This window comes from Acetobacter orleanensis, assembly GCF_001581005.1.
Classification (GTDB): Bacteria; Pseudomonadota; Alphaproteobacteria; order Acetobacterales; family Acetobacteraceae; genus Acetobacter; species Acetobacter orleanensis.
Window position 1 is genome coordinate 1 of the sequence record NZ_LHZV01000063.1, and the last position, 16,161, is coordinate 16,161.

Consider the following 16,161-nt stretch of genomic DNA (forward strand, 5'->3'; position numbering starts at 1 on the left):
GCCCCCGTAACCCCAAACGCAGCCCCGCACGCCGGAACAACGCCCCCCAGCCTGCCGACCCCACGCGGGACGTTGCGTTTGATATTCTGTGCGGCGTGGTGGAACACCGGCGCATGCTGGAAACCAGCCTGTCCCGCTCCGCCAATGAGCATGAGGCCCCAGCACGGGACCGTGCAGCGGCACATCGTCTGGCCGCCGCCACCCTGCGCCACATGGGCACCCTGCGCACCCTGCTGGAACCATTCCTGCGTAAGGAACCGCCTGAGCCGGTGCGCATCGCGCTGATGATGGGCTGCGCGCAACTGCTGTTTCTGGAAACACCGCCGCATGCCGCCGTCGGCACCACGGTTTCCCTGCTGCGCCGCCGCAAGCTGGCACCTTTTGCCGGGCTGGCCAACGCCGTGTTGCGCAAGGTGGCGGATCAGGGTGAAAGCCTGCTGGAAGGGCTGGACCAGCCCCGCCTGAACATCCCCTCATGGCTATGGAGTTCATGGAATACGCTGGGTAAAGGCGCCGCGCGCGCCATTGCTCAGGGTATCAGCCATGAAGCACCGCTGGACATTACCCTCCGCCCCGGCGCAACCGCGCCGGAAGGTGGGGTGGACCTGCCTAACGGCTCCATCCGTCTGCCTGCTGGCACCCGCGTGACGGAGTTGCCGGGCTATGCGGAAGGTGCTTTCTGGGTGCAGGACGCCGCGGCCACTCTCCCGGCCCGGCTTCTGGCAGCAAAACCGGGCGAGCGTGTGGCTGACCTGTGCGCTGCCCCCGGCGGGAAAACCGCACAGCTTGCCGCCGCTGGCGCGGAGGTGACCGCAGTCGAGCAAAACCCCACCCGTCTGCTACGTCTTCAGGAAAACATGGAACGGCTGGCCTACCCTGTGCGGATTGTGCAGGACGATGCCACCACATGGAAACCGGATACGCTGTTTGACGCCATTCTACTGGACGCCCCCTGCTCCGCTACCGGCACGGCCCGCCGCCATCCGGATGTGTTGTGGGTCAAACGCCCGCGAGACCTGATCGCGCTGACAGAAGGACAGGACCGCCTTCTGGCCGCTGCCAAATCCATGCTCCGCCCCGGCGGGCGGCTGATTTACGCTGTGTGCTCTCTTCAGGATGAGGAAGGCCCGGCCCGTGCCCGCGCCGCACAAGAGATGGGCCTCATCCCCTCCCCCTTTACGGCGGAGGAACTCGCCTTTCTGCCAGAGGCGCTCACACCGGAAGGCTGGTTGCGCACACACCCCGGCCTCTGGCTAGACAAAGGGAGCATGGACGGGTTTTTCGCGGCCCGCTTCATGGTGCCAGCGTAACAATCTTGTAAAGCAGATTTAACAACAGTTGCGTCAGACGGCGGGATTGCGGATAACAAAATCATGCACGCTGTATCCCGCCCCCTGATTGCCCCCAGTGTTCTCGCCGCCGACTTCGCCCGTCTGGGCGAGGAAGTTCAGGCTGTCGCCAGTGCGGGGGCCGACTGGATTCATCTGGACGTGATGGACGGGCATTTTGTGCCCAACATCTCGTTTGGCCCGCAGGTGGTTAAAGCCCTGCGGCCCTACAGCACGCTACCGTTTGACGTGCATCTGATGATCGAACCAGCCGACCCGTATCTGGAAGCCTTTGCTAAAGCGGGAGCGGATCATATCCTGATCCATATCGAGGCCGGACCGCACGCGCACCGCTCGCTCCAGCATATTCGCGCGCTTGGTGCCAAGCCGGGCATTGTTCTCTGCCCCGCCACACCACCTGAAGCCGTGAGTGAAATTCTGGATCTGGTGGACGTCATCCTTGTTATGAGTGTCAATCCGGGTTTTGGCGGCCAGAAATTTCTGACCAGCCAACTCCCCAAAATCCGCCGCCTGCGGGAGATGATTACGGCCACAAGCCGCGATATCCGTCTGGCTGTGGATGGCGGGATTGATGCAAACACTGCCCCTCTGGCAACGCAAGCCGGAGCGGACGTGCTGATTGCCGGAAGCGCTATTTATGCGCAGCCGGACTATGCTGCCGCTATTGAAGCCCTGCGCGCTCCGACCAAGGTGTGATGCAGATCATTTCGCGTTCTTCCACCGGACTTTATCACGCCTGACAGACCTGCCGCTTTCTCCGCCCTCTCACTTCGGAGCACTCCCTGCCTGATGCCCCTGCGCCGCTGGACCCGTGATGCCCGTCTGACCTTCGCCATGCGGAACCCGCTGGGTGGTTTTAGCCGTGTGCCCGCAGCACCCGCCTTGACATTACGTGACCTCTGGCCGGGAGACCCTCTAGTGGGGGAACGTCTGGTGCGCAACCAAAGCCTGTTTGAAGGCGTTGTGCGCAACCTCCAGCATTTACAGTGGGATAGCCCGAGTTGGCCCGAAGCCTATCGCCGCTGGCTACAGGGCTTTACATGGCTGCGAGACCTGCGGGAACTTGGCGCGGAATCAGCCCGCGTCAAAGCCCGCAGCATGGTGGCTATCTGGATTGGCCAGCCCGTGTCCGAACGCCCGATTGCGGACCCCTCCATTACCGGCGCGCGCCTTGCGGCATGGCTGTCCTATTACGAATTTTTTGCCGCCGCCGCGGATGACCACTTCCGGCAGAACCTGATGGCCGCGCTGATTATGGAAGCCCGCTCCATCATGGCTCTCATGCCGGAGGAAGCCCGAGGTTGGCGCGCGCTCACGGCCCTGAAAGGCCTGCTGGCCGTCGCCGTTGCTATTCCAGACCATCCGGAGTTTCTGTCACGCTATCTCCGGCTGATTGATCAGGAAATTGACCAGCAGTTTCTGGCAGACGGCAGCCACATCACCCGCTGCCCGGAAGACCAGTTTCAGGCCGTGCGAGAACTGGCGGAAATGCTCAGCATCCTCCAGACCGCACGCCTGCCAGTGCCCACCCGCCTGATGGAAGCGGCAGACCGTGCGGCCCCGGCCCTGCGCGCCATGCGACATGGCGATGGCGGGTTGATGTTGTTTAACGGCAGCCGGGAGCGAGACCCGCAGCTTATTGAGCAGGTGCTCAACCGCGCCTCCCGCGGGCGCGTGGTTGCTGCCAGCCAGCCGGAAAGCGGCTATATCCGCCTGACCAGTGGCCGCGCCATGCTGTTTGCCGATGCCGCAGGCCCGGCACCCGATGGGTATGACAGCACGGCCCACGCCGGCATGCTGTCCTTTGAGTTTTCCTCTGGTCGGCAGCGGATTATTGTTAATTGCGGTGCCAGCACGCAACGCGGCTGGGCCGAGGCTCTCCGCTTTCCCGCCGCCCATTCCGTGCTGGACATACCCAGCCTTTCTCCTTTCCAGCGGGACCAGAGCGGGCGCATGGCGCGCAGGCCCACCGTTACCCGTGCGCAGGCCTCGCAGGACGGCGCGCACTGGCTACACATGACGCATGACGGATATAAACCGCAGGGTGGCGGGGTTTATTCCCGCCAGCTTTATCTGGGGAAAGACGGCCAGACCCTGCGCGGCGCGGAAGCTCTGGAAGGCACGGAAAGCCGGGATTTCTGCGTGCGTTTCCACCTGCACCCGGAAATTACCGTAGAAGAAGTTGAACACGGCTTCCTGCTTTATACACACGAAGAATGCTGGCTGTTTCAAGCCAACGTGCCTGCTTATCTGGAAGACAGCGTCTATCTGGGTAGCGGCGAGCGGGTGGACACGCTGCAAATTGTCCTCTGCCCGCCCGAAGCACCGGAGCCGCCTGAAGAGCACGCTGCCGCAGAAGACGAAGCAACACCGTACGCCGAGCCACACTTGATGGAGTACGGTCACACCGCAGAAGACGCAACAGACCATGCCGCTCCATCCGATAACGCTGCCTATCTGGATGAACAAACTGCTACTGCCTCGGAACAGGGCAGCGTTTACCCGGCACGAACATCCGGCCACGAGGACACACAGCACAGCGAGGAGGCATTTTTCAGCCCCCTGCTGCGTGACGCGCCCCCGGTTGATAGCGCACACGACCAGTCTGACAGCACCGCCCCTGACAGCACCGCCCCTGACAGCCCCACTCCCGACAACACTCCCCCCGAAAGCACCCTCGCGGCGGATCAGAAAGCGGATCAGCAGGCCAGCAGCGGACAAGCCTTACCGGACAAATTGCCGAGCATGGCTGAGACCCTGTTTGCAACACCAGAGGAAGCTTCGGGCGAGGCGCACCCTGTTGGATCTACCGCGAAGACCGATGCTCCCGCGCAAACCGCGGACCCCGGCACGACCGCCAAAGCGGAACCGCCAGCCAAACCTCCCATGCGCCCGGTTCGCTGGGCCCTTACGCTGATGACTGAGTAACGCCGCGCGTGAAAATTCTCGAAATCACGAATGTCGATTTTTCATTAAACCACTTTCTTCTCCCCCTCATGCGCGCTCTGCGTGAAGAGGGACATGAGGTGATCGGCGTGTGCGCGGATGGGCCGCTGACGGCCCTCCCCCGGCAGGAGGGGTTCAGGGTGGAAACACTCCCCTTTGCGCGGTCATTTTCCCCCACAGCGCAGGCCCGGGCCTTCTGGGCGTTGGTAAGCCTCATCCGGCGTGAAAAGCCGGATATGGTGCATGCCCATATGCCCATCAGCGGTATTCTGGCGCGTATTGCCGCCAGAATGTGTGGTGTGCCGCGCATTGCCTATACCTGCCACGGCTTTCTGTTCAATCAGCCCGGCTCTGTTTTACGGCGCGGGCTGGCGCTGGCGCTGGAGTTTTTCTGCGGCCGCATGACGGATGTGTATCTCACCGTCTCGCAGGAGGAAGCGGAGGATGCCCGGCGGCTCCACATTACCCGCAATCCTGTCGCTATTGGCAATGGGCGGGACAGTGCGCGCTTCCGGCCAGACCCGGCAGCCCGCGCCCGCATCCGGCAGGAACTGGGCACGTTAGAGACCACGCCTGTTATTGTCGTCGTCTCCCGTCTGGTGCGCCATAAGGGCTACCCTGAACTGCTAGAGGCCATGCGCAGCATGCCGGAAGCTGAACTCTGGGTGGTAGGGGAACGCCTGACCTCCGACCACGGGGCGGCGCTGGACACCTGCTTTGCAGAAGCACAGGCCACGCTTGGTCCACGTCTGAAATGTCTGGGCTACCGGGCGGATACCCCAGCCATTCTGGCGGCGGCGGATATCTTCACGCTACCCAGCCATTTTGAAGGGCTGCCCATGTCAATTATCGAGGCGATGATGACCGGCCTGCCCGTGGTCAGCACGGATATCAGCGGACCGCGCGAACAGGTTGTGGCGGGAAAAACCGGGCTGCTGGTGCCGCCAGCCCGCGTTGCACCGCTGGCCGCTGCCTTACGGCAGTTGGTGGAAGATGAGCCCCTACGCAAGCGCATGGGGCAGGCAGGGCGACAGCGCGCCCTAGCCCTATTTGAAGAAAAGCAGATTATTCAGAAAACAGTGCGGCTGCTCACCAGCCACTAAACTGCTTAATGGCTGCTAAACCCCGCCCTCTAAACCCTGCGTAAAAAGCCTTATCGGGCGGCAGAACTGGCTTTTACGTTGTCCGTATGGTCAGCGGGAGGCTGCGTTGGTGTTTTCAGCATTCGGATGGTCAGGCGTGACGGAGAAGCGGCAATCCGCGCACCATCCCGCGTGTAATCAAGACGAATCCGCACACCGTTGTCATTTTCCATCAGTTCGCCGCTTACGCCACGGCCCACAGTCGCCTCACCAGACAGTGCCCAGAACGTACCGGGGAAATCTTCAATGCGCTGAAGGTTGTAGACCTTGCCAACGCTATCCCCAGAGGAATAGCCAACAGCCGCGGCGGATGCACCACTGACGGAGAACGGGTAAGTCCGGCCGCCATAAGTCAGAACACCATGCCCCCACGTATAGCCGACGCCCAGATCGGCCGAGCTGGTGTGAAACGAGACTTCACCCGTTACAGGCCCAAGCGGTGACTGAGCGCAGGCCGTCAGGGACCACGTGCTGCACAAGGCCAGGGCAGTCGCAATGTGAAGGGATGCAGAGCGCATCAACAGGCTCCTTGCTTCAGGATGACGGCCGCCAAAATCTGGAGAACCCAGATGCACCGCCTTTTCGTATTGGCATGTTTTACAGAAAGAAGAAACACGGCAAGACCATAAAGGCTGCAACCTGCTTAAAAAGTTTTTCCAGTCTTTATTGTGCAGTCCACACCGCTTCCTTGAGGTCTTCCACAAAAGCCCGGTGTGCCTCCAGTTCTGCTTGAGTAGGCACGACCCGTACAATCCGGCGGTTAACAGGGGCTTCATACATCACCGCATGGCCGTGACTGCCATCCGCTACCAGACCCAGCCCGTGCTGGCGGCCGCCCATGAGTTCCACATACACATCGGCCAGCAGCTTACAGTCGAGCAACGCGTTGTGGGTGGTTCGGGCGGACAGATCAATCCCAAAGCGCCGGCACAGCGCGTCCAGACTGTTGGGCATGCCGGGAAAGCGCTCACGCGCCATGTCCAGCGTGTCCACCATGCGGCCCATATCCAGTGGCTTACGCCCGGCCCGCTTGAGTTCCGCATTCAGAAAGCCAAAGTCAAAGCGGGCATTGTGGGCAATCAGCGGGTCATCCCCGATAAAGCTGAGGAAGGCATCCGCAATGTCGGCAAATTTCGGCTGTCCTTCAAGGTCCGCTTCCGTAAAGCCATGCACGCGGGAGGCTTCCTCCGGCACGTCCCGCTCCGGGTCAATCAGGGTCCGGTAGCTGCGGCCTGTGGGCAGGTCTCCCACCAGTTCCAAGGCCGCAATTTCAATCACCCTGTCCCCGGTGGCCGGGTCCAGTCCTGTGGTTTCCGTATCAAACAGGATGGAGCGTTTCATGCGTTCAAACCCTTAATCAATGCGCGAACCTGCCGCCGCGTGGCGCTCAAGGCCACCCCTGTTTCTATCACCGTATCTGCCAGACGTCTCTTTCTGGCATCCGGCATCTGGCGGGCTATCAGTTTTCGAGCCTCGGCTTTTGGCAGACTGCGCCTGCGGGCCACACGGTCCGCCTGCAAGCGCGGAGGCGCTGAAACCAGCAAAACATGGTCACACAACCGCTGGCCGCCGGTTTCAAACAGCAAGGGGATATCCAGTAGCACACAGCGCGCGCCCTGCCGCCGGTGCTGGGTCAGAAAATCCTGACGCGCCGCCCGCACCATGGGGTGCAGGATTACCTCCAACTGGCGGAGTAGACCGGGCCGCTCTACAACAGCCCGCCGAAGCACGGCTCTATCCAGATGCCCGTTGGTCACGGCTTCCGGCACTAGTACGGCAATCGGGCCAAGGGCCGCGCCATGGTCGGCCTGAAGCTGGCGCACTGTGGCGTCCGCATCAAAAACCGGGATACCGGCCTGCTGAAACAGGGCCGCCACGGTGCTTTTGCCCATGCCCATGCCACCTGTCAGTCCGATCACTTTCATTGCGGAAGTCGGCCCCTGCTTACTCTTACTGCGCTTTAGCTACTGACTGTGCCTTACGCCACGCACGCTCTCTGGCAACCAAATTTCCAGCAGCCTTGCTTTTTCCCCCGCTTTTTTAGGGGGCTGATCGCGCATGGTGCGCCGTCACAAACTGGCGGTAAGGGCTGCTTCGGTTTGCGCATCCACCACCGGGTCCTGCCCGAACCATTCCCGAAACCCCAGACGCGCCTGATGCAGGAGCATCCCCAGCCCACCAAGCGTTTTCAAGCCCTGCTGCGCGGCTTCGGCCAGCAAAGGTGTCTGGCGCGGCACATAGACAATATCCGCCACAACTAGCGCCTGAGAGGCGGCTTTCAGGGACGGGCAAAACAGCGGGTCCGGCCCCCCTTCCATCCCGAGAGAGGTTGTATTCACCAGCAGATCATACCCGCCAAGTCCGGCTTCCCACTCGGCCCACGGCACAACCTCCAGCCCCGGCAGAAGTCTCGCCAGCGTGTCCGCCCGTTCCTGCGTGCGGTTGGTAACAGCTACCTGCACACCCCCGTCCTGCAACGCCGCCGCGACAGACCGCGCAGCCCCTCCCGCCCCCAGTAGCAAAGCCCGACCAGAGGCCGGAAGGCGCAAGCCGCTGGCTTCAAGACTGGCAACAAAACCGCTGCCATCTGTCGAGAGGCCGCGAATCCGCCCATCGGCCTCAAACACCAGTGTATTGACTGCTCCGGCCCGCTGCGCAGACGGGTCCAGTTCATCCGCCAGCGCGCAGGCGGCTTCCTTGTGCGGAATGGTGACATTCGCGCCCCGGAAACCCGCAGCCTGCAAACCCCGCACAGCAGCCTCAAACTGGTCCGGCCTGACAGGCAGCGGCACATAGGCACCATCAATGCCATAACGCCGCAGCCAGTAATTATGCAGCGCGGGAGAGCGGGAGTGTGAAACCGGCCAACCCAGCACCCCGGCCAGCCGCGCCTTACCTGTAATGATCTGTAACGGAGCAGAATCGGAATCAGGCGTTTTGGTCATGCGGTTCTCGGAACTCTCAGGACGTGGGACCAGCACACCCCCGCGATGAGCAGAGACCCACTAAAGTTGAACGGTAAACGATACAAGACAGTAAGCGCAAAGCTCACAGGTGCAAGAGGCCGAGACACAACCGAACAAACGAGAACACAGCCCCTCGCCGCACCCCGGACGCCCGTTACAACCGCACCTGAATCTGCATCTGATCTCGGGAAAGATCGGCTTTCTGCTTGTTATCCTGCATGGCAGGCGCATCTGTCACACCGGCTGTGCCATAGGTTTTGCAGAACTGCGCCCAAGCCTGCGGCAGGAGGCGCGCCAGCCGGTCCGCCCATTCTTTCTGCCCCTTTTCATCCGCAATCAGATCCTGCCGGATTTCGATTTCCACATGCGGGAGCTGCCGTTTTTCACCATGCAGCGGGATGGTGTAATCGGACGTATCAGTTAGGGCGTAGGGTTCATTATCCCCCACGGTCAGCCCTTCCTGCCGCAGAAGGTCCAACATGATGTGCGCCAGACGCGTATCATGATTATGCAAAATCCCTGCATGCCACGGGCGTTTAAAGCCCCGCATTTCCGGGGTGAAGCTATGCAATGCAACAACCACTGTCGGCCTGCCAGCCTGCACACGAGCATCCAGTTCCTGCGTAATCCGGGCGTGATAGGGGTGCAGAATAGTAGTGTGCCGAAAGGCAATCTGCTCCGGCGTTAGTCCTTCGTTCGCGGGCACAGGCGTGCCGTCACTCACTGTCACAATAGAGGTCGGGTGGCCGGGGGCGCGGTTACAGTCAATAACCAGCCGGGAATAAACCTGCTCAATCAGCACGGCAGGTAATAAAGCGGCCAGATGCCGCCCGACACCGTCAATCCCGATATCCCAGCCAATGTGACGCGCGCGGTCTTCCGCACTCACGCCCAAGTCCTCCAGAGCAGGCGGCACAGCGCGGCCTGCATGGTCGCTCACCAGCACAAACGGGCCGCCCTGATCCGTTCCGTAAACGGCAAAACCTGCTGCTTCTGTGTTGCTGCCAGTCATTCTGCGTTCCTTTAAATCCTGTTGTGCCCACTCGTTTTTATCATGCACAGGCAAACCGCACCCAACGCCTGCATCAGCATCAGAAACGCAAAAAGGCCACCACGGACATACCGGGCGGCCTTCTGCTCAGCATTCCGGCTCCGTGCCGAAAATGCGCCCGGCTCAGCCTTTGGCGGAAGAGACCACCACACCGGCTTCATCAGCCTGCGCGCGGACCAGACCGGCATCTTCACCCGTCAGACCTTCATCATCCAGTTCCGCGTCCGTCAGGTCATACACCAGATAGACCGGGTCTGCCCCGTTCAGCGAGTCTTCGCCGCCCAGATCATAGGAGCGGGCTGCCACATACCCGGCGCCGCGCATTTTCTCTTCAATTTTCTTCACGGCATCAATCGGGCTGGCAGCTTTGGTCACTTCCAGCAGCACATTCGGGCCGGGATCAATCACGCCGTAGGTCGTAAGCTTGTTCGTTGCATTCATAGTCTTGAACTCCTTGGAATCCTGTTCCCCTTGCCTACGCAAGATAGGGATGATCCAGCCTTGCGAAAACCCATGCCGCGTAGCAGGGCTGCCCCGCCCCCACAACAGGCGATAAGGGGAGCATGGCGTATCCTCCCGGTTTGCGCCACAGCGCGTGCATCAGTAGGGTGCTGCCTTTGCAGGCTGCATCCACAGGGCCAACCGCCACAGGCCAGACCCACCGGATGCAGAACACAGTCAGTTTTAAGGATACGGGTTGGGGCATGACATGTCTCTGAGCAGCCAGAACAGCACGGACACCACCAGCGGGGCCACCGCAGCCAAAGCCGGGGCCAAAGCAGATGCCAACATGCAGTGGGGCGGCCGCTTTGCCGGTGGCCCCTCCCAGATCATGCAGGCCATCAATGCCTCCATCGGGTTTGATAAAGCCATGTGGAAGCAGGATATTGCAGGGTCTCTGGCCCATGCGGCCATGCTGGCCCACACCGGCATTATCTCTGCTGAAGATGAAGTCGCCATCCGCGAGGGTCTGACGGCCATCGGCAAGGATATTGAAGCCGGACGTTTTGAATTTTCGGAAGCGCTGGAAGATATTCACATGAATATCGAAGCACGTCTGTCCGAACGCATCGGGGAACCGGGCAAACGCCTGCACACCGCCCGCTCCCGGAATGATCAGGTGGCCACCGACTTCCGGCTATGGACGCGCGATGCACTGGACGGGCTGGACCAGCAGGTGGCCTCCCTGATGCGCGCCCTCGCCCGCCGGGCGGAAGAGCATGCGTCTGACCCCATGCCCGGCTTTACCCATCTGCAAACGGCCCAGCCCGTGACCTTTGGCCACCATCTGATGGCTTATGTGGAAATGCTGGCGCGTGACCGGGGCCGTCTGGCGGATACCCGCAAACGCCTGAATGAATGTCCGCTGGGCTCCGCCGCTCTTGCAGGTACCTCCTTCCCCATCGACCGGAAGATGACAGCCCGCACGCTGGGCTTTGACCGCCCGACCGCAAACTCCCTCGATTCCGTCTCGGATCGGGACTTCGCGCTGGAATATCTCTCGGCTTTGTCCATCATGGCTATGCATCTCTCCCGTCTGGCGGAAGAGATTGTCATCTGGTGTTCCTCGCCCTTCTCCTTCATCCGGCTGTCCGATGCCTTCACCACCGGCTCTTCCATCATGCCGCAGAAGCGCAACCCGGATGCGGCGGAACTGGTGCGCGCCAAGACAGGCCGTATTACCGGCAGTCTGGTCAGCCTGCTGACGGTGATGAAAGGCCTGCCGCTGGCCTACGCCAAGGACATGCAGGAAGATAAAGAACCCGTCTTTACCGCGACTGATGCCGCAGCCCTCTCCCTTGCCGCGTGTGATGGCATGGTGCGGGACATGACGGCCAATACGGCCCAGATGCGCGCTCTGGCTGGCTCCGGCTTTTCCACCGCGACCGACATTGCTGACTGGTTGGTCCGGGTGCTGAAGGTGCCGTTCCGCACCGCGCATCACGTCACAGGCCGTCTCGTCGCCAAAGCAGAAGAAAAAGGAATTGGTCTGGCCGATCTTTCTCTGGCGGACATGCAGGCGGAAGAACCCGGCATTACGAACGATATTTATTCCGTGCTGACGGTCGATGCCTCCATTGCCTCCCGCACCAGCGAGGGCGGCACAGCAGGCAGCAATGTGCAGCGTGAAGCCCGCAGATGGCTGGCGGCACTGGACGCCGAGCCTGCGGCCACAAGCGAAGGAGCCTGAGCATGAACATCCGGATGGTTGTCAGTTTTCTGGCACTCGTGATGCTGGCCCTGCCGCTAAGCGGCTGCGGCAAGAAAGGCTCTCCTCATGCTCCCGGCCCGCAGGATAAAATCACCTATCCGCAGACCTACCCCCCAGCAGACTGATCTGACCCAACCATCCTGCTCATGCTGGCAGGATGGCTGGCAATCTGTCAGGCTGGCGGTATAACGGACCAGATGCGCTCCGCGCCGGGCAGAGCCGCCCTGCCCACCGGCTGCCGGAGCAGTTCTCCTTATCAAGGCTCAAACGCCCCATGGCCGATGACGTGACGTTTCATGACCCAGACCCCTCTGTTGCGGAGCTGCTCGCCAGCCGTCCGTATCTGGACATGGACCCGCTTTGCGGCCTGATGCTGGACGGCGTTGCCCTTAACGACATTGCGGATAAGGTCGGCACCCCCTGCTGGGTTCTGAGCGGTGACACGCTGCGCGCCCGTATGCACCGCATGCGGCAGGCGATGCAGGATGCGGGGCTGAACGCCTCCATCTATTACGCGGTGAAAGCCAATGACCATCTCGCTGTCCTCTCCCTGCTGCGGGAAGAGGGATTCGGCGCGGATATTGTCAGTGGTGGCGAACTGGCCCGTGCGCTTAAGGCAGGCATTCCCGCCCACCACATCGTGTTTTCCGGGGTTGGTAAAAGCGATGCGGAACTGGAACAGGCCATTGGTCTGGGCATCGGGCAGATCAATGTGGAAAGTGCTGAGGAACTGGAAATTATTTCCAGCATTACCAGCAAACTTGGCAAACAGGCTACCATCACCCTACGCGTAAACCCGGATGTGGACGCCAGAACGCACGCCAAGATCACCACCGGGCTGGCCGCCAACAAGTTTGGCATTCCGTATGATGACGCTGCGGCGCTCTACGCCCACGCCGCCAGCCTGCCGGGCATCCGTGCGGCGGGCTTCTCCACCCATATCGGCAGCCAGATTCTCTCTGTCGCCCCCTATCGCGCCGCGTATGCCCGTATTGCTGACCTCGTGCGCACGGTGCGGGCCGCTGGCCAGACTGTGGACGTGGTGGATTGCGGGGGCGGCCTTGGCATTTCCTACCGGAACGAGCCGGAAGGCCAGCCGGAAGCATTGGCCGGGGCAATCCGCGCAGAGCTGGGTGGGCTTGATGTCCGTCTGGCGATTGAACCGGGGCGTTGGCCCGTCGGTCCTTCCGGGCTCTTGCTCAGCACCGTTATTCTGAACAAGTCTCGGGGTGATGAAGCCCCCTTCCTTGTGCTGGACGCCGCGATGAATGACCTGCTGCGCCCCAGCATGTATGATGCGTGGCATGGTCTTGTTCCCCTCAGCCCGCATGATGCGACTCTGGCCGCCATCCCGACCCATGTGGTTGGCCCGGTGTGCGAAAGTGGTGATACCTTCGCGCGGGACCGTCAGCTTCCACCCATGCAGCGCGGAGCGCGCCTCGCCATTCTGGACACCGGAGCCTATGGGGCTGTGATGAGTTCCACCTACAATAGCCGCCCTCTGGCAGCAGAGGTGCTGGTGGACAAAGGCACATGGCACGTCATCCGCCCCCGCCAGCCGCAGGACGCCTTGTGGCAGGATGAGCGCGTGCCCTCCCACCTTGCCGGAACCGCATGAACCCGGCCGACCTGAAACAGGATCTGGCCTCCTCCACAGCGCAAGGGGGAGCTTTGGCGGCCCGGCTGGCTACCGCCCGCCAGCACGCCGGCTTTGTGCTGCGCACGGAACAGCTTTGGCCCGCCCTGCAACCGACTCTGGCTCTCTTGGGGGTGTATGGGGTTGCGGGGCTTCTCCGCCTGCCGCAACATCTGCCGGATGGATTACGTCTTGTCGTCGTTGCGGGTTGGCTCAGCCTGTGTGGCTGGCGGCTGCATCATGACCTGTCCACCCTGAAGACACCAACGGCGGATGCTATTGACCGCCGTATTGAACACGCCTCCGCCCTTCATAATCGCCCACTTGCAACGCTGACAGACCAGCCCGCTGGTGCCAGAAAAGGCCAACCTCAGCCATTGTGGCAGGCGCATCAGCAACGGGTGCTGGCCTCGCTGGGCACGCTACGCGCCGGGTGGCCACGTCTGCTGCCTGCCAGTGCGGCGCGGCGCTGGGCCGGAGTGGCGCTGCTGGCCGCGCTGGCGGGCACCGGAGTTATGGCTGGCCCCTCCGCTCCCGGCCGGATTCTGGCGGCTTTCATTCCCGGCCGGGATGACCCGGACGTGCCGCTTGCGCATGTGGAAGCATGGATTACCCCCCCGGCTTACGCTCCAGAAGCCCCGGTTTTTCTAAGCCCCAATGCCCCAGCCCCCTCCGTGCCTGAAGGCGCGCGGCTGACGGTGATTGTCACCGGTCTGTCCTCCCACCCCGTCCTGCGCAGCGGGGGCGGGTTGATCATGCAGGATGAAGCCCGCCAGACGCTAGACCGGCAAAGCTGGAAAATGGAAGTCACCCTGCGCCACAGTGGCCTTCTGCGCGTAGCAGGGCGCGGGCGCACTCTGGCCCGCTGGCCCATAACGGTTCTGCCGGACGCAGCCCCCACCGCCGCATGGGGCCCCAACCCCGGCGCTGGCAAAGCAGACTGGCGCACCCGCCTGCCTTACGAAGCGGCGCATGCCTACGGGCTGGCATCACTCTCGGTTGACCTGCATCTGGTGCATCCGGGGCGCGGGCCAGCGCGCACGCTGACTGTGCCGCTGCCCCTCAGCGGCCACCCCAAATCCGCAAAAGGCGTGATAACCCCCGATCTGTCAGACGACCCGTGGGCGGGGGAAGAGGTTACAGGCAACGTGGTTGCCACCGCCGTTAGCGGACATAAGGGACAGAGCAAACCCGCCACGTTCCGGCTGGGCGCGCGCGTCTTCCACTCGCCCGTGGCCCGCGCCGTGCTGGACCTGCGTAAACGTTTTGCTTTGGGGCGTGAAAGCCGGAGTGAGACAGCAACGGACCTCGCCGCTCTTGGGGAAACGCCCGGCCCGATTAATGACCACACCGGCATGTTCCTCACCCTGACCAGTCTTGTCGCCATGCTGGACAACAAAGAGGTGGACACGGAAACAGCCCGCACCAGCACGACAAACCTGCTGTGGGATCTGGCGCTGGATATTGAAGACCGCCGCAAGGGGGATGATGCCAGTGCTCAGGCGTCCCTTGACGTGCGGGCCGCACAGGCCGCCGTGGCCCAACAGTTACAGCATATGCGGGAGAACGGCCAGCAATCCCCGCAAGCGCGGGAGGAGCTGGAAGCCCGGCTGAAAACACTGAAAGACGCCATTGCCCGCAAAATGCAGGCGCTTGCGGCACAGGCCATGCGGGACCACACCGCCATTCCAGACCTGCCCGGTTTCTCCAAAGCGGGCGACAAGGCCTTTTCCCGCCTGATGCAGCAGTTGCAGCGTGATGCCGCCAACGGCCATTCCGCCGATGCCCTGCAACGCCTGCAACAGATGGAAGACGCCACGGAGCGCATGCGCAACGCCACCCCGCAAGATATGGCGGCTATGGCGCAGCAGATGGTGGCCCAGCAGAAAGCGCGGGAACAGGCCGCCGCCCTGCGCGACCTGACGGGCAAGGAAGCCTCCCTGCTTGACCACGCCCAGTCCCGTCTGGATGAAACCCTCCGCGCCCAGTCCCGCAAACAGAACGGTATGGATGCGGATGAAGAGGGTGATGCAGATTACGGTGCCATGTCTACAGCCGAACTGTTGCGCAGACTCGGCCTCCCCGTGCCCCCCGGCACCGACCAGAATGTCCCTGCCCCACAGGCTGGCCCACATCACCCCGAGAGTGGAGGGGATACGCCAGCACCCCCGCTGGACCCGGCCAGAGCGGAAGCGCAGGCCGCGGCCCGCCGTACAGATCGCGCCACCCAACATGCGCTCGACCGTGCATTGGATGAGTTGAAAGATGAGTTCAAGGACCTGACCGGCAAAGCCCCTCCGGCTTTTTCAGACGCCCAGAAAAGCATGCACGACGCCCGCAAGGCGCTTGCCGACGGGGATGACGCCGCAGCCGCCACGGCAGAAGAAAAAGTGCTGGATGCCCTGCGGAAAAGCCGCCAGCAGATGCAGGACAGCATGAAGGATAACGGCAAGAATACCATGCCCAGCTTCCTGCCCGCATTTGGCGGCAATAGCGGTGGCCAGTCCGGCGGTCCGGGCGAAGAATCGCAAGGCCAAGGCAGCGCGGATGAAGGGGATGACGGGACTACTCCCTCGGATGATGCCGAGGAAAACGGTGGTGAAGAGAACGGCAAGAACAAGCGTGACCCGCTGGGTCGCCGCATGGGTGAAGGCGGGGATCAGGCACCGGATGACGGCACGCATATCCCCGATAATGTTGCCCGCCAGCGCGCGCGGGAAATTGAGCAGGAACTCCGCCGCCGTGATTCCGACCGCACCCGCCCACAACAGGAACTGGATTATCTGGACCGCCTGCTCAAGCCGTTCTGAGACCATAAAAAGTTTGAAAGCCCTCTGAAAAAACAGCCTTCACCTTGCC

At 62.2% G+C, this 16,161-nt stretch carries 15 protein-coding genes; 8 read left to right on the forward strand and 7 right to left on the reverse strand.

Annotation, left to right across the window (positions count from 1 at the left end):
• The 4 genes from AD949_RS08465 to AD949_RS08480 all read left to right on the forward strand — a co-directional run.
• On the forward strand, positions 1-1,310 hold a 1,310-nt coding region (locus tag AD949_RS08465; RefSeq protein ID WP_061504653.1), incomplete at its 5' end, for an RsmB/NOP family class I SAM-dependent RNA methyltransferase.
• A gap of 63 nt (positions 1,311-1,373) precedes the next feature.
• Positions 1,374-2,045 (forward strand): ribulose-phosphate 3-epimerase, encoded by a 672-nt coding sequence (gene rpe, locus AD949_RS08470; protein ID WP_048835243.1) that lies wholly within the window; start codon positions 1,374-1,376, stop codon positions 2,043-2,045.
• A gap of 93 nt (positions 2,046-2,138) precedes the next feature.
• On the forward strand, positions 2,139-4,277 hold the full coding sequence (locus AD949_RS08475) for a heparinase II/III family protein (RefSeq protein ID WP_048835242.1): 2,139 nt from the start codon (positions 2,139-2,141) through the stop codon (positions 4,275-4,277).
• A gap of 8 nt (positions 4,278-4,285) precedes the next feature.
• Positions 4,286-5,398 carry a glycosyltransferase family 4 protein gene (locus AD949_RS08480; protein ID WP_048835241.1) on the forward strand — a complete coding sequence of 371 codons (1,113 nt, stop codon included), beginning with the start codon at positions 4,286-4,288 and terminating at the stop codon, positions 5,396-5,398.
• A 50-nt stretch (positions 5,399-5,448) separates the two neighbouring features.
• Here the strand turns inward: AD949_RS08480 and AD949_RS08485 are convergent, their stop codons facing one another.
• The 7 genes from AD949_RS08485 to AD949_RS08515 form a co-directional block, all read right to left on the reverse strand.
• Positions 5,449-5,955 carry a hypothetical protein gene (locus tag AD949_RS08485; protein WP_244463301.1) on the reverse strand — a complete coding sequence of 169 codons (507 nt, stop codon included), beginning with the start codon at positions 5,953-5,955 and terminating at the stop codon, positions 5,449-5,451.
• Positions 5,956-6,100: 145 nt separating this feature from the next.
• A complete protein-coding gene (gene dnaQ, locus AD949_RS08490; RefSeq protein ID WP_048835240.1) occupies positions 6,101-6,778 on the reverse strand; it encodes a DNA polymerase III subunit epsilon in 678 nt (225 codons plus the stop codon).
• Complete coding sequence (coaE, locus tag AD949_RS08495; RefSeq protein WP_048835239.1) at positions 6,775-7,362, reverse strand: dephospho-CoA kinase; 588 nt, start codon at positions 7,360-7,362, stop codon at positions 6,775-6,777. The genes dnaQ and coaE overlap by 4 nt, the downstream gene beginning before the upstream one ends.
• Before the next feature lie 144 nt (positions 7,363-7,506).
• Positions 7,507-8,382, reverse strand: a complete 876-nt coding sequence (locus AD949_RS08500; RefSeq protein ID WP_048835238.1) for a shikimate dehydrogenase — start codon at positions 8,380-8,382, stop codon at positions 7,507-7,509.
• A gap of 175 nt (positions 8,383-8,557) precedes the next feature.
• Positions 8,558-9,415 (reverse strand): N-formylglutamate amidohydrolase, encoded by an 858-nt coding sequence (locus AD949_RS08505; protein ID WP_082064625.1) that lies wholly within the window; start codon positions 9,413-9,415, stop codon positions 8,558-8,560.
• A gap of 162 nt (positions 9,416-9,577) precedes the next feature.
• A complete protein-coding gene (locus AD949_RS08510) occupies positions 9,578-9,895 on the reverse strand; it encodes a hypothetical protein (RefSeq protein ID WP_048835237.1) in 318 nt (105 codons plus the stop codon).
• A gap of 34 nt (positions 9,896-9,929) precedes the next feature.
• Positions 9,930-10,160 (reverse strand): hypothetical protein, encoded by a 231-nt coding sequence (locus AD949_RS08515; protein WP_048835236.1) that lies wholly within the window; start codon positions 10,158-10,160, stop codon positions 9,930-9,932.
• Between the two features lie 3 nt (positions 10,161-10,163).
• Here AD949_RS08515 and argH point away from each other — a divergent pair, with 3 nt between their 5' ends.
• The 4 genes from argH to AD949_RS08530 all read left to right on the forward strand — a co-directional run bounded on the left by argH (position 10,164) and on the right by AD949_RS08530 (position 16,112).
• A complete protein-coding gene (argH, locus tag AD949_RS08520; RefSeq protein WP_082064624.1) occupies positions 10,164-11,645 on the forward strand; it encodes an argininosuccinate lyase in 1,482 nt (493 codons plus the stop codon).
• Positions 11,646-11,647: 2 nt separating this feature from the next.
• On the forward strand, positions 11,648-11,791 hold the full coding sequence (locus AD949_RS14230) for a hypothetical protein (protein ID WP_167334765.1): 144 nt from the start codon (positions 11,648-11,650) through the stop codon (positions 11,789-11,791).
• A 149-nt stretch (positions 11,792-11,940) separates the two neighbouring features.
• Entirely contained in the window at positions 11,941-13,284 is a 1,344-nt protein-coding gene (gene lysA, locus AD949_RS08525; RefSeq protein WP_048835316.1) for a diaminopimelate decarboxylase, read from the forward strand.
• The gene (locus tag AD949_RS08530; protein ID WP_048835235.1) at positions 13,281-16,112 is read left to right on the forward strand and encodes a DUF4175 domain-containing protein; all 2,832 of its coding nucleotides are present in this window, start codon (positions 13,281-13,283) and stop codon (positions 16,110-16,112) included. The genes lysA and AD949_RS08530 overlap by 4 nt, the downstream gene beginning before the upstream one ends.
• Positions 16,113-16,161: the final 49 nt, after the last annotated feature.

Excerpts from the sequence above, each read along its gene's own strand:
- AD949_RS08510 (WP_048835237.1), bottom strand. The coding sequence starts at position 9,895 with ATGAATGCAACGAACAAGCTTACGACCTACGGCGTGATTGATCCCGGC.
- AD949_RS08500 (WP_048835238.1), bottom strand. The coding sequence starts at position 8,382 with ATGACCAAAACGCCTGATTCCGATTCTGCTCCGTTACAGATCATTACA.
- dnaQ (WP_048835240.1), bottom strand. The coding sequence starts at position 6,778 with ATGAAACGCTCCATCCTGTTTGATACGGAAACCACAGGACTGGACCCG.
- argH (WP_082064624.1), top strand. The coding sequence starts at position 10,164 with ATGTCTCTGAGCAGCCAGAACAGCACGGACACCACCAGCGGGGCCACC.
- lysA (WP_048835316.1), top strand. The coding sequence starts at position 11,941 with ATGGCCGATGACGTGACGTTTCATGACCCAGACCCCTCTGTTGCGGAG.
- AD949_RS08475 (WP_048835242.1), top strand. The coding sequence starts at position 2,139 with ATGCCCCTGCGCCGCTGGACCCGTGATGCCCGTCTGACCTTCGCCATG.
- AD949_RS14230 (WP_167334765.1), top strand. The coding sequence starts at position 11,648 with ATGAACATCCGGATGGTTGTCAGTTTTCTGGCACTCGTGATGCTGGCC.
- AD949_RS08530 (WP_048835235.1), top strand. The coding sequence starts at position 13,281 with ATGAACCCGGCCGACCTGAAACAGGATCTGGCCTCCTCCACAGCGCAA.
- coaE (WP_048835239.1), bottom strand. The coding sequence starts at position 7,362 with ATGAAAGTGATCGGACTGACAGGTGGCATGGGCATGGGCAAAAGCACC.
- AD949_RS08515 (WP_048835236.1), bottom strand. The coding sequence starts at position 10,160 with ATGCCCCAACCCGTATCCTTAAAACTGACTGTGTTCTGCATCCGGTGG.
- rpe (WP_048835243.1), top strand. The coding sequence starts at position 1,374 with ATGCACGCTGTATCCCGCCCCCTGATTGCCCCCAGTGTTCTCGCCGCC.
- AD949_RS08505 (WP_082064625.1), bottom strand. The coding sequence starts at position 9,415 with ATGACTGGCAGCAACACAGAAGCAGCAGGTTTTGCCGTTTACGGAACG.
- AD949_RS08485 (WP_244463301.1), bottom strand. The coding sequence starts at position 5,955 with ATGCGCTCTGCATCCCTTCACATTGCGACTGCCCTGGCCTTGTGCAGC.